The organism is Bacteroidia bacterium, assembly GCA_041391665.1.
In the GTDB taxonomy this organism is placed as follows: domain Bacteria; phylum Bacteroidota; class Bacteroidia; order J057; family J057; genus JAGQVA01.
Map to the genome: position 1 here is coordinate 166,195 of JAWKNO010000002.1, position 12,574 is coordinate 178,768.

General features: G+C 47.2%; 10 protein-coding genes. 4 read left to right on the top strand and 6 right to left on the bottom strand.

From position 1 onward, the window contains the following. Positions 1-23: 23 nt before the first annotated feature. The 4 genes from R3D00_12385 to R3D00_12400 form a co-directional block, all read right to left on the bottom strand. Complete coding sequence (locus R3D00_12385) at positions 24-1,445, bottom strand: hypothetical protein (protein MEZ4773974.1); 1,422 nt, start codon at positions 1,443-1,445, stop codon at positions 24-26. Between the two features lie 2 nt (positions 1,446-1,447). After that, positions 1,448-2,098 (bottom strand): response regulator transcription factor, encoded by a 651-nt coding sequence (locus R3D00_12390; GenBank protein MEZ4773975.1) that lies wholly within the window; start codon positions 2,096-2,098, stop codon positions 1,448-1,450. Positions 2,099-2,110: 12 nt separating this feature from the next. Continuing rightward, the gene (locus R3D00_12395; protein MEZ4773976.1) at positions 2,111-4,000 is read right to left on the bottom strand and encodes a sensor histidine kinase; all 1,890 of its coding nucleotides are present in this window, start codon (positions 3,998-4,000) and stop codon (positions 2,111-2,113) included. A gap of 214 nt (positions 4,001-4,214) precedes the next feature. Then, positions 4,215-4,802 (bottom strand): hypothetical protein, encoded by a 588-nt coding sequence (locus R3D00_12400; GenBank protein MEZ4773977.1) that lies wholly within the window; start codon positions 4,800-4,802, stop codon positions 4,215-4,217. 238 nt (positions 4,803-5,040) lie between these two features. Here R3D00_12400 and R3D00_12405 point away from each other — a divergent pair, with 238 nt between their 5' ends. Together R3D00_12405 and R3D00_12410 are read left to right on the top strand one after the other, a co-directional pair. Continuing rightward, positions 5,041-5,427, top strand: coding sequence for a hypothetical protein (locus tag R3D00_12405; protein MEZ4773978.1), 387 nt, complete (start codon positions 5,041-5,043; stop codon positions 5,425-5,427). A gap of 142 nt (positions 5,428-5,569) precedes the next feature. Beyond that, positions 5,570-7,912, top strand: a complete 2,343-nt coding sequence (locus R3D00_12410; protein MEZ4773979.1) for a T9SS type A sorting domain-containing protein — start codon at positions 5,570-5,572, stop codon at positions 7,910-7,912. Positions 7,913-8,021: 109 nt separating this feature from the next. Here R3D00_12410 and R3D00_12415 read toward each other — a convergent pair whose 3' ends face one another. Beyond that, positions 8,022-9,551 (bottom strand): hypothetical protein, encoded by a 1,530-nt coding sequence (locus tag R3D00_12415; protein ID MEZ4773980.1) that lies wholly within the window; start codon positions 9,549-9,551, stop codon positions 8,022-8,024. Positions 9,552-9,663: 112 nt separating this feature from the next. On the opposite strand from R3D00_12415, the gene R3D00_12420 reads away from it, so the two are divergent. Together R3D00_12420 and R3D00_12425 are read left to right on the top strand one after the other, a co-directional pair. Next, a complete protein-coding gene (locus R3D00_12420) occupies positions 9,664-11,070 on the top strand; it encodes a DUF839 domain-containing protein (protein ID MEZ4773981.1) in 1,407 nt (468 codons plus the stop codon). 46 nt (positions 11,071-11,116) lie between these two features. After that, complete coding sequence (locus tag R3D00_12425; GenBank protein MEZ4773982.1) at positions 11,117-11,686, top strand: hypothetical protein; 570 nt, start codon at positions 11,117-11,119, stop codon at positions 11,684-11,686. A gap of 2 nt (positions 11,687-11,688) precedes the next feature. On the opposite strand, the gene R3D00_12430 is transcribed toward R3D00_12425, so the two are convergent. Then, positions 11,689-12,537 (bottom strand): transglutaminase family protein, encoded by an 849-nt coding sequence (locus R3D00_12430; protein ID MEZ4773983.1) that lies wholly within the window; start codon positions 12,535-12,537, stop codon positions 11,689-11,691. Between the last annotated feature and the right edge of the window lie 37 nt (positions 12,538-12,574).

Here is a 12,574-nt window from a genome sequence, read left to right on the forward strand (position 1 = left end):
ATACAGCGGGTTATGGGAGGGGCTTATTGCGCTAACTCTCCAATTTTTGCTTTAACCCAGTTCAGGCCGGCGATGTCTGGCGTCTTTTCGATTTGTTGATTGATCTGGTATATGGTTACTTTTTCCCCCAACCGGTAGCGCATCAGTAATTGTGTTACTTTGATGAGGTTGAGGTAAAGTTTGCGCTGGTAGTCAGAGAGTTGTTTATTCCTCCTCAAAAACATCCGGAAACTGCCCATAAGATACGTCAGCCCGTCAAAATCTTCGATTTCGTAGTAAGTGCGCAGCAATACAGTTTTGGCGTCGGTCTGGTAAAACACGTCGGAAAACTCCACACTGCTGAGCATCCGCAGGACGCGGGAGAATTCTTTTTTCTCAAACAGGAGATAAGCCAGGTTATAGGTATAGGCGTTGAAACGGTCGGATTCGGGGAGGTGTTTCTCATAGTTTTCGATAAAGGATTCCACCCACACAAATTCTCTCAACCTTGTGCCGATGGCGACCATATTTTTGAAATGTGGCACAGGGAGTTGTTCGCCCTCAAAAATGATCCGGTTTTCGATCAGGGTTTTGTAGAGGTCAAATATTTCCTTTCCGTATTCGCTGCGCCCGGTATTAAATTGTTTGATGGCGTAGTTGAGCGCAAAAGCATAGAGGTGATTGAGTTCTTCCTTGTCGAGGGTTTGGAGTGAATTTTCCAGTTGTTGCCTGAGCGTAAAGTAATGGTTTTCATTTGCGCCGTCAGTCAGCGTAAGAAGGGTAGTGTGATAGAGATGAATGAGGGGAGAATCTTTGGCAGAAAAGGAATCGATTTGTTGGAGAATCTCTGTTGTCAGGAATAAACGCGCTTCCTGTTGCAGGATATTGGCCCGGTTGACCACTTCACAGCTGTATCGGAGTTTTTTGGCGAGGTAGAGATGGTCGAGCGAATCCATGACCTGGCTCACCGAAGAAGAGTGATGGCGGTCGCGGGAGTGGGCTTGTTGGAGATATTCGTTTTCTTCGAATAGAAATTTTTGCAGGAGGTCAGAAGTTTTGCGGACGGGAAGCTTATTGAGCATTTTCCCGAGTTTTGCGGCAGATTCTTCCCGGTCTTTGGTGAGGTTCCTTTCCTGGAAAACTTCTGTGATATCCTGTTGAAACCGAACGGAATGATTCTCCCGGTACTTATACACCCAGAAATTTTCGATGAGCCGGGTGAGGTCGGTCATGAGGTAGCGGAGTTTTTGTTCGTCGAATGCTTCCTTCGGAAAAATCACGGTAAACACAAGTTTTCTTTCCAGTTCGGGCTGGTCAAAAGCGGGAGCAAATTCTTTAGTCAGTTGCCAGAGGCGCGTAACGGAAGGATTTTTATTAAAAAAAGGCGAACGAACAAAATCATCAAAAGCGCGGATTTCCCAGGCAGAAAAGGTCTTGAGCAGGCGGATGAGTTTGGTTTGGTGCATAATTAACCCTCCACATTCAGAAAGCCTCTGCGAATGGCTTCTTTAACCATTTTTGTAACTTTACTGACGCCAAATTTGGCCATCAGGTTTCGCCGGTGAACTTCAACCGTGGATTCCTTATTTCCCATCTTTTGGGCAATTTCTCCCGATGAAAGCCCCTCGGCGATCTGCTCAAGGATATACTGCTCTGTGGGGGTCAGGTGAAAATCCTGCGGCACAGGCTCGTCGCTGTTCATAATAAACTCATCCATCGCTGCCAGAATCTCTGGCGGAAAATAACGCCGCCCTTTACTCACCTGCTCAATTGCTTCGATCACTTCTTTTGCCTCTGCGTGTTTGAGCAGATAGCCCGCTATGCCTGCATTAAACATCCGATGGATATAGGCTCCGTGTCTGTGCATACTCAGCATAATCACCTTCGTATGGCGGTAGTTTTTTCGGATATGTTCGGCCAGATCGAGGCCCTCGGTTTCTCCTGCCGACATGCGGATATCCACCAGGGCAACGTCTATGGTTTTTTCCTGCATTATCTCCTCCGCGTCATCTTCATTGCCTGCAATGGCGACAACTTCAAAATCTGCTTTATCCTGAAGCAGAAATGCCAGGGACTGAGCAAACACCAGATGGTCGTCTATAATCAGAATTCGGGTCATGGAAGGTGTGTATTAAGGGTTGACGGGCGCTTCAATAATAATGGTTGTGCCTCTTCCGGGCTGGCTGTCAATATCCATATGGCCGGAAATGTCCTTCAGCCGTGCCTGAATATTGGAAATTCCCATTCCGCTTTTTTTGCCGGTTTTGTCAGGATCAAATCCTTTGCCGTTGTCTTCCAGCACCATGGTAAGCAGACCTTCACTGATGCTAATCTGCAAAACAATCCGGGTTGCTTCTGCATGTTTGATCACATTCTGGATCAGTTCCTGCACAATCCGGTAAAGGTGGCGTTCGGTTTTTTGCGGGAGTTTGACGGGCTGTGGATAAAGCGTCTGAAAGTCAATATGCAGTTTTCCGCTGTTGTTGAGCGTATGGCAAAGTTCTTTTACCGATGCTTCAAGGCCCAGATGTTTGAGCGAAAGCGCCATCATGTCGTGAGAGAGCTGCCGGGTTTCAGTGCAGGCCTGATCGAGTAACTGGTAGGTGCGGTCAAAATGCAACTCACTGCCAGGAGAGAGCCGGTTTTTTATTCCCTCCAGACTCAACTTTACTGCTGATAATGTGCCCCCAAGCTGATCGTGAATGTCGCGGGCAATGCGTTCGCGCTCATACTCCTGACCTTCGAGACGGGAGTTGAGGTTTTCAATTGCCTGTTCTTTCATCAGGTCAACGACCAGTTGACTGTTGATTTCCCGCTGTTGGGCCATGAGTTGTTTCTGTGTCTGGTTTCGCTGATAGTAGTAAAACCCTATGCCGCCAATCATCATAACCAGTAAAGTACCGACGATAAAAACGAGGCGGAGTTGGGCAGATTTTTGCTGACTTTGCTGCTGGGCGATGAGTTTTTCCTTTTCTATTTTCTCCGTTTCAAAATGTACCTCCGTAAAGCGGATGGTCTGCTCGCTTTGATTATTAAACATCTCATCCTGAATCTTTTTATACAATTTGTGATAGTGAAGGGCCGAATCGGCCTGACCTTTTTCCTCAAAAATTTCGGATAACAACCGTGAGATATGTGCCCGGTCGCCGGTCAGATTCAGGTCGGATGCGATTTTGGCGCCGAGATGCAGGGTGTCGATGGCGGATGGGTAATTTTGCATCCGTTTATTCATTCCGCCCAGATTGATATAAGCATCTACGATTCCCTGATTGTCGTTGGCTTTCTGCTTGAAAATCAGGCTTTTGGTAAACAGCGGATGCGCTTTCCTGTACTGAGTTTTCGCTTCTTCCGGCTTGCCTGATTGCCGCAGATAATCACCCCAATACAGATAATGAACCCCGAGGCTGATTTCTGAACTGGTACGCCGGATGGAATCTCCGATAGCATTGCGAATCTGAATACAGGCGAGAAAAGCGGCTTCTGCCTCATCAAACTTCTTTTCAGACCGCAACAACCGCCCCTGAAGGTTATAGGCTTTGGCTTGTATGGCCGGGGAAACGCCTTTCAGATAAGGTTGCACCTGGTTGTAATATTCCTTCGCCATAAACAGGGTCGAATCTTCGAGGGCGGAAGCATTTTTTTTGCGCTGAAAATAAGTCAGAAACAGCGAACAGATATTGAGGTAATCATTTACGATTTCTGCGGAGTCTTTCCGCGCTTCATGGACGTGCAAAGCATCCTGGTAATCGGTGAGTGCGGCATCAAAATCAGATCGTTGAAGATAGTTGAACCCTCTTTCAATGAGTACGCGGGCTTGTCCCAATGAATCTCCTGCTGACTGAAACAGCGCCAGACTCTGGTTGTAGTGGCTGCCTGCGATATCGTAAAATGCCTGGCTTCGGTAAATCCCGGCAAGGGTAAATAATACTTCAGCCAGCACCGTCTGGTCATTTTGAAGTAAGGCCAATTCGTATGCTTGTTTGCTCAGTTCAAGTTTTTTTTCCAGTTGAAGATCATTCAATTGAGCTATTGTGTCGGTAAGAGCCTTAATTTTTTGTATAACTATTCGGGGGGATTCTATTTCCTGAAGCCTGGCGGGTTGTGCAAATACAAAAGAAAAGCAGAACCATACTCCAAAAAGAAGTATGGTTCTTAGGGGAAAAATATACCTGCTCACATAGTTCATATTGAAAATTTCATTGTCGGCTGGCGATTGAAAAGCGAGTAAAAAAGGGTTAGTTTCCACCCTCCACCGGATCTTTCGCGCCTACAGCCTTGCCAATATTCGCATGTTTTTTGTTCAGTCGGGTCAATATAGGCATAGGATCGTCGAGCGTTGTATCATATCCATTGGATGGCGGAATGGCTCTGGCATTCATAGATGAGATATCATATCCGGGTACTTCTATGAGTCCTTCCTCGTTGAGGAGGTCTCCGGCAGTAGCATATTCAGCTCTGGCGCTTCCTACACAGAGCACCTGATCTTCTGAAATGGGCTGGTTGGGGTTGTGCAGGCCACCTTGGGCTTTATTTTTATGATACACAACCTTTACAGCAACCGAAGTCAGAGCCGGCCATTGCGATTTGTCCAGTCCGATCAGATAGTCCTGCGGGCTGGTATGCTGGTGAGAAGTCGCACGCAAAAGTTCGAGGTAAATGTTACATACCGCTGCCGTAGTATTACCTGATTCCGGGTGGCGGAGATACAGGACATATCCATCGGGAACCAGCACATTAATACCGATATACAGCGTCGTTTGTGAAGCATCACCTGAATAGTAGGTTCTTTTCTGAATGCTGAGATAGGGCTTTAGACTCATCATAATCGTAGAATTTTGGTTAATGGGTTGCCGGAATCTATAAGAAATATAAAAAATAATTCGATTACCTGTAGTAATGATACGATAAAGGTAGGAGGAGAATCGCCCGAAAACATTACCGGGAAAATACGGAGCCTCTACCGGGAAACCGGTATGCCGGAGTGAAAGCCTGAAAGAAAAAAGGGGTTTCCCGGTATTGTGCGTAAATTACCGCAGGCAGATAAATAAAAAATACAGGAAAATGGGGATCAAAACATTCCAAAAAACGCTCAACGCTCATCCTGAAATCCTATTCCTCGTGGATGGTGCCGGGGCATTGGTATCAGCTTTTCTGTTGGGTGTGATTCTTGTCAGGTGGGAGCAAGTGTTTGGCATTCCTGCGTCCATCTTGTATTTGCTGGCTTCACTGCCGGTTCTTTTTGCTGTGTATGATTTTTATTGCTACCGGACCCAAAAAGAAAGGCCCGCAGTTTTTTTGCGCGCCATTGCCATTGCCAATTTGCTGTACTGTGTTTTGTCCCTGGGGTTAGCTATTTATCATTCTCAGACAATTACACTTTGGGGTTGGGCATATATTCTGTCTGAAATTTTGATTGTTTTGATCCTGGTTAAAATGGAATATCGATAAATGGGATAAATTTTGTGAATAAAAATGCCAATAGTGTTAAATTGAATATTTTTTTAAAATAAACCTTCCCGATAAACACTCGTTTTTGTAATTGTTGTCTGGCAAATGTTTTTTCAGTTTTGTAAAAAGAAATACCGGAATCATGAATACAAAACGCTCGATCCTTACGCTTAGTTTTCTGCTCGCTTTTGCTCACAGTCTGCTCCAGGCACAGGCTGTCTTCACGAAAGTCTATGACGCCCGTGTCAAAGGACAAAATATCGAATGGGATGGCGACCGCCTGATCGTGGCTGGTGATATGTATTTCCAGAATCAGACGGACTTCTCCTTTATGAAGCTGGATACCACCGGGACGGTTGTTCGCTCCGTGGGTTATCACCATACCGGCCGCGACCACGCTTCATTTATCCGCAATCATCCCAACGGTGGGTATGTCATCGGTGGTTATTCGTTGTTCGATCCGGCCAGCCCCGATAGTTCGGAGATCGTTATTCTCCGCATTGGCGCCAACGGCGCGCTTCAGTGGGCCCGCAGCTATTATAAAGCCAATCACAAAGCAGGTGTCATTTCCGGACTGGAAATCAATGGCGACGGAACCATCGTATTTTCTGCGCATATGTATATACCGCTGACAGCGTCCGGCCTCAATATGCACGGAACCGTAGTGCAACTCGATACAGCCGGAAATATCATGTGGCATCGTGCAGTAAGACTGGGAAATGCCCTGATTACGCCTAATCCTTTGCTTATTGATGGTCCTAACTCCAACCTCGTGATCCAGAACAACGGAACGATCATCGCGGGGTGGAATTTTTTCCGCTATGACTCTGCCGCCAATGTCCTCAACCGGGGCATTTCCATTCAGGCGCTCGACAATACCGGCAACCTCGTCTGGGAAAAACAATACAAATCCCGGCCTATGCTCGCGATGGAACTTACGCCCTCCGACAATGGCCTGGCTATTTACCTCAACAACCTCCTTGGAGCCGTAGGGCTGATCAAACTCGACGCCAATGGCAACCAGCTTTGGGGCAGACTCGACCCGTTCCCCGCAGCCAATAACATCCCACGGGTAAGCCTCAAAGCATCTGGCAACCAGATCGCCTTTCTGACCGACAACCGTATTACCATCGAACGAAATAATCCGATCTCGCTGATCCGGCCTTCGATTGTAAGCACAACTCAACATTTGCGGATCAGAGATTTTGTTACCGATGGTAAAAAAGCTTATATCCTTGCCCATACCCTGGCCCCTGCAAACGCTATAGGTTTCCGTTCCGTCCTTACAAAATCAATCATAGACACAGTTTCCAATTGTTTTTTCAGCTACCATCCTTCTGCCAACTATCCAGCCTTTGCACTCGATACGCTGAGTGTCAACCTTTCTTCTTCCAATACGCTCGCGCTGTTTATGGACACGCTGAACCTGCCCCAGGCTTTACTTTCCACCTATGATTCGACGGTCTGTGTTGGTCAGGGACTTGTCTGGCCGGGCGATGCCAACTCCGACGGAATCGCCAATGTGCTGGACTTTATGTTTGTCGGCCTGGGCTGGGGTAAATTTGGCCCACCCCGGTTAAACGCCACAATCCAGTGGACCGGTCAGTCCGCCCTTGACTGGAACTTCAGTTTCTTCAATGGCGTGAATATGAAACACGCCGATGGAAACGGAAATGGCCATATCGGCTGGGCAGACATTATTCCCATTATCCTCAACTACGGCCTCACCCACAACAAAGGCGAAGACAACGGAGGCCCCGATGATCCGCCGCTGTTTCTCGAAATGCCTCAGGATAGCATAGAGGTGGGGCAGACAATGACCATACCTGTTATGTATGGAGATTCTGCTCACCTTGTGGAAGACGTATATGCACTAGGCTTTTCGGTACGATATGATCCTGCTCTGATCGATACCAGCAGCATGCATTTCACCCCGGCAGTATCGTGGATGGGAACCGACAGTGTGGATCTGATCTATATGGAGAAAGATTTTCCTGTGGAAGGTCAACTGGAGGTCGGACTTACCCGAATCACCCAGACAGATGCATCAGGGTACGGGATGATCGGATCGCTGACATTTGTAACGATTGACAATATATCAGGCAAAACGCTGGTAGCGGAGAAACTGAGACTCGAAATCGTACCGCAGGGAGCGATGAACACCCTGGAGCAGCGGCTGCCGGTATTTGGGAAAAGCGATTCAGTCGTAGTGGTACAGGAGACGAGCACCTCGATTAAAGACAATCTGATCAGTGGAGAAGTAAAAGTATATCCCAATCCGGTATTCGGACTGCTGGAAATCGACGGAGGGAATATTGTAACGCAAAGTGTAGTACTTACCGACCTGATGGGACGTGAAGTGCTGGTGAGAGAAATGAATAAAGTGAGCACAACGCTCGATTTGGGAATGATCACTCCCGGCATCTATGTCCTCAAGGGTAAAACCCGGGAGGGGTACTGGATGAAGCGCCTTATCGTGAAATAAAGAACCTGTTCATATTATTATCATCACAGTCTTGAAAGACGGGGCGCTTTACGTCCCGTTTTTTTTTGCCTTGAATAGGCGAATTTCCTCAAAACCATTCAGATTTTCCTCAATCCAACTCATAATATTCCCACGCCCCGACGTCAAATCCATCATACCGCAGGCTGTCACTCCTTCCCCGATAGTCGTCGTTGTATCCGCTGGAGCCGGGTGGCGTGTCAAGGCCGGTATTGATCAGTGGGCTGCCTGCCTTGGGTCTGTAGTCGCGGTATAAAAAGTCGTTGAATTGCGGGTCGAGGTTTTTGGTGGAATTGAATAAATGCGGAACAATCGCCACTTCATAGTCCTCGCTCACCCGCACCAGCGAATAGTCAAAACGAAGGCTGTTAAACGGATTGCCCGACAACGTATCCAGCACAATTTCATCTTCTTCACTTCCCCAGATCACGCAGTTGGTAAACTGGTAATAGGCCTCATATATATTTGCGGTGACGCCATCAAAGGTAAACCAGTTGGTCAGCAGCATCTGGGGCGTGCGCCGCGAAAATCGTATGATACTGTAATTGGCAAAGGTGCAGTTGTAAAAACTGTATTTCCCCCCGCCGATCAGGGCCAGTGTCCGCAGTTTGCAGGTATTGATGATGGAGTTTTCCATAAAAATAGCGGGAGCCGAACCTGCAACACTTCCCGATGGGTCAACGCCGACGCCGACGATGCCATGTGCGCCCATGTTTTTGATCTCGGTGTACTGGATCGTGACTTTGGGGTTTTGATTGACAGAAATAGAGTCAACTTCTATACCGATCAGCGCATTTTTTACCCGGCAATGCCGGAGAATATTGTCTTTGCTGTTTTTGAAAAAACGGATACCCCGCCACTGGGCCGGATTCTCCTGATACAGGGAGTCGAGCCGGGATCCTTTAAACTCAATGGGCATGCCGGGTTCGCCTTCGGCTTTCAGGGTGCCGTCCACAAACAGCATCGAATACAGTCCGAAAGTCGGACTGCCAAAACTGTCTGTGATTCCAAACTGGTATGGGGTGAAAAATATTTCTGTCCCTGGTAAAACCGTAACCGTTACTCCTTCGGGAATATAGATCGGCCCGTCCATAATAATGGGTTTGTCGGGCGTAAGCGTGGTGTCTTTGGTGAAGAAAAATCCGTCGATATTCAGAAAATTCTGCTCCTGGCGGATGCGCGCCCGCAGGAAATAGGCATCGATCACAAATGCGCGGATCAGCACCTGCTGAATTTCGTCCCCCACTTGAAAATTGATGTATTCCTCCGCGAAATTGTCTTTCAACTGAGACTTCAGGTTGATAAACATGTGAATACTATCCTTGTTGGCAATAACAACATCTTCCACATCGTTTTTTTGAATGCCATCCACAATCATATTAAACTCCGAGTCTGCGCCTTTTTCCAGCCAGATACGGGAGACATTTACGGCTTTTCCTGTAAAATTGGAGACAATCAGCCGCTCACTGGGGGTGAGTATCGTCGTAAAAATAGAATCAAAGAGAACAGTATCAGCCGAAAAGCTGAGGGTACCTTCTTCTACGGGATTTGTTGGTCGCTCGCAGCTCCAGACCATAAATCCGCCGAAAGCCAGCAACAGAGGGAAAAAAAATCGCTTCATATTCGCAAACCTACGCACCGCAATGCAAATAAACCAGCCAAAAAAACAGTACCGGTTGCATGGAAGAACAGACAATCCTTATCTTGTAATTCTATAGGAAAGATTATCCAAAATGAATGACTCGATTTCCCGAAGAAATTTTCTGAAACTGGCCGGAATGGTCGGTGTGGGCTTCGCCGGACTACAGATAGTTGGGTGCCGGATGGAGGGGGGCGTTTCCCGTGTTCGCAGCCATAAATGGAAAAAGTATGGGGTACTGATTCCCGATCCGATGGGATTTCTCGATCTGCCCCGGGGTTTTTCGTACCAGATTATTTCTTCCCAGGGGAATACGATGTCAGACGGCTTTCTGGTTCCGGGTAAACCTGACGGGATGGCGACTTTTGAAGGTGGAGGGGGAAAAACGATTCTCATCCGCAACCACGAACTTAGCTCCGAAATGCGCGAACTGGGCCCTTTTGGACCCGACCTTAAATTGTTGAAAAAACTGGAAAAGGAAAAAATCTACGACTATGGGCAGGGCGAGCTTCCGGGTTTGGGAGGAACAACCACCATCGTTTACGATACCCGTGCCCAAAAAGTCGAACTGGAATATCTCAGCCTTGCCGGTACTTTTCGTAATTGTGCGGGTGGGCCGACACCATGGAATACCTGGCTGAGTTGTGAAGAGACTGTGGTAAAGGCTGGATACCGCCTGGAAAAAGATCACGGATACGTATTCGAAGTACCAGCTTCAATTTCGCAGCAACTGGCAATGCCGGTACCTATCAAAGCGATGGGGCGGTTTCAGCATGAGGCGGTAGGCATTGACCCGCAAACCAGTATCGTATATCAGACCGAAGACAGGCTGGATGGCCTGATTTACCGGTATATACCGAATGTTCCGGAAAAACTTCATGCCGGAGGAAAACTTCAGGCACTTGTGATTAAAGATGAACCAGGCCGTGATACGCGCAACTGGAAGGAAATTCCGGGCCGAAAATTTCCGCGAAATACACCACTCCCGGTAGAGTGGGTAGATCTGGACAATATTGACGCACCCGAAGATGACCTGCGAATCAGAGGTTATACAAAAGGTGCGGCTATATTCGGCAGGGGAGAAGGGATGTGGTTTGGGGTGGAAGAGTGTTATTTTGCCTGTACTTTTGGCGGAGAAAATCGTCAGGGGCAGATTTTTCGTTACCGCCCGGGGCAGTATGAAGGCACTGAAAGGGAATCCGAATCTCCAGGTACCCTGGAGCTGTTCTCTGAGCCTGACAACTCTATGTTGATGCAGAACTGCGATAATCTTACAGTGGCTCCCTGGGGCGATCTGATTGTCTGTGAGGATACACTGGAGGCCAGAGTAATGGGCATCACGCCCGATGGCGGTTATTACCCTCTGGCGAGCAATGCCCGTAAAAATTCCGAATTTGCCGGTGTTACCTTTTCGCCGGATGGAACGACTTTGTTTGTGAATATTCAGCACGAAGGGCTTACCTTTGCCATTACAGGTCCCTGGGACAGAGGAAAAGTTTAGGCAACGGCCCGCTTTGTCTTTTTCGTTATCGATCTAAAACACATCTATGAAACGAATTTGCCGTTTTTTTCTGATGATAAGCCTCGTTTTCCTGGCTACAACAGGCCTTCACGCCCAAAAATTGCAAGTGGGTGGCAGAATCGGAATGTCTCAGGTAAAATCTGTCGGTGAAAATCAGGATTCAAAAAATGGTTCCCGAAGCTCGGGGTATGCGGGTATATTCGCCAACTATCTGACCCGCAATTTTCGTATGGGGATTCAGGTGGAGCTGAATTATCTGGGAATGTCGAAAAAGACAGAAGCAGAATTTCGGTTGCCGGTTACCGGGTTTGTCAACCTGGACCGGAGAAGCCGGGTAAGGCTTCATGCCGGTACATTCATCGGTGTCGGTCAGACCCTCTTAGACTCCGAATGGCCCACTCCTGCCAGAGGGTTGGAATGGGGACTTACTTCCGGACTGGATGTGAGAGTTCCGGTTAATGAACATCTGATCCTGGTTGCAGATACCCGGGCAAATTGTGTTCTGCCTGCCAATGGAATGTCTGGCGGAATAGGAATAAAGCCATTCAGAAGGATTTTATTGTCCGTAAGCCTGGGAATAGCCTTCGGAAAATAATATTATCCCACCAAATTCCTGTTTTTCAATTCAGTTAACAGTTCTCTATACAGAAGAATAAACTGTTTGGCCTCATTCAGTCTGTTTTTCTTCTGGTGAATGTCAATGGCATTTTTAAGAATCTGGGTAACAATCTCATGTACCTGCGCTTTCATATGGAAAGGGGCAATTTGATTTCGCCTGAAAGCTTCCTCGATATACATCACAGATGCTCTTGCCAGCGGTTTACCCATATTGAAAGAGTTAAACATGGACATGTTTTCATTCTCAAAACTGATCGCCATAAAGTTACCCTGAATGTTGATCCCATCGAGGTGAATGCCGACTCGTTTTCCTACCAAAATTGCAAGGCAGGACAACGCCAGTTGGCTTCCCTGATGGCTTTTCAGCACAAATAACAGGTTGTCGTATAAATGATTATGATCCTCAAGTGTGGGAGAACGAAAGGCCTTCCGCTGAAAAAGAAATTCCATAAGACTGGTCGCATTTACCGGATGTCCGGTTCTGATAAATTCTTCCCCCAGTTCGTCAAGTATCTGCGGAATAGAATAGGCGAGAGAACCATTTTCAAATAGTGCAAGGCGGATCAACACATATTCCAACGCGGCTTTTTCATCTTCCATATCCAACCAACCCAGCCATGTGTCAGAAAATTCATTGGAACGCAATTCCTGGCAAAAATTTCGAACTTTTTCGACAATCTCGGGTTCCATACCAATCAAAAATGGAATAACTTCCTGATCCAGTCTTGGACCAAAACTGCGCAGTGCTTCCTGAACCTGTGCTTGTACTACAGGGGATTCATCTTCCAGAAGTTTCAATAAAAAGGGCAAATCTTCACGACGAGGCATATATTTTTATTAAAATAAAATTCATAAGCAATTTTAT

Bases quoted from the DNA above. Each gene is read 5' to 3' on its own strand.
- R3D00_12385 (MEZ4773974.1), bottom strand. From the start codon at position 1,445: ATGCACCAAACCAAACTCATCCGCCTGCTCAAGACCTTTTCTGCCTGG.
- R3D00_12390 (MEZ4773975.1), bottom strand. From the start codon at position 2,098: ATGACCCGAATTCTGATTATAGACGACCATCTGGTGTTTGCTCAGTCC.
- R3D00_12400 (MEZ4773977.1), bottom strand. From the start codon at position 4,802: ATGATGAGTCTAAAGCCCTATCTCAGCATTCAGAAAAGAACCTACTAT.
- R3D00_12405 (MEZ4773978.1), top strand. From the start codon at position 5,041: ATGGGGATCAAAACATTCCAAAAAACGCTCAACGCTCATCCTGAAATC.
- R3D00_12410 (MEZ4773979.1), top strand. From the start codon at position 5,570: ATGAATACAAAACGCTCGATCCTTACGCTTAGTTTTCTGCTCGCTTTT.
- R3D00_12415 (MEZ4773980.1), bottom strand. From the start codon at position 9,551: ATGAAGCGATTTTTTTTCCCTCTGTTGCTGGCTTTCGGCGGATTTATG.
- R3D00_12420 (MEZ4773981.1), top strand. From the start codon at position 9,664: ATGAATGACTCGATTTCCCGAAGAAATTTTCTGAAACTGGCCGGAATG.
- R3D00_12425 (MEZ4773982.1), top strand. From the start codon at position 11,117: ATGAAACGAATTTGCCGTTTTTTTCTGATGATAAGCCTCGTTTTCCTG.
- R3D00_12430 (MEZ4773983.1), bottom strand. From the start codon at position 12,537: ATGCCTCGTCGTGAAGATTTGCCCTTTTTATTGAAACTTCTGGAAGAT.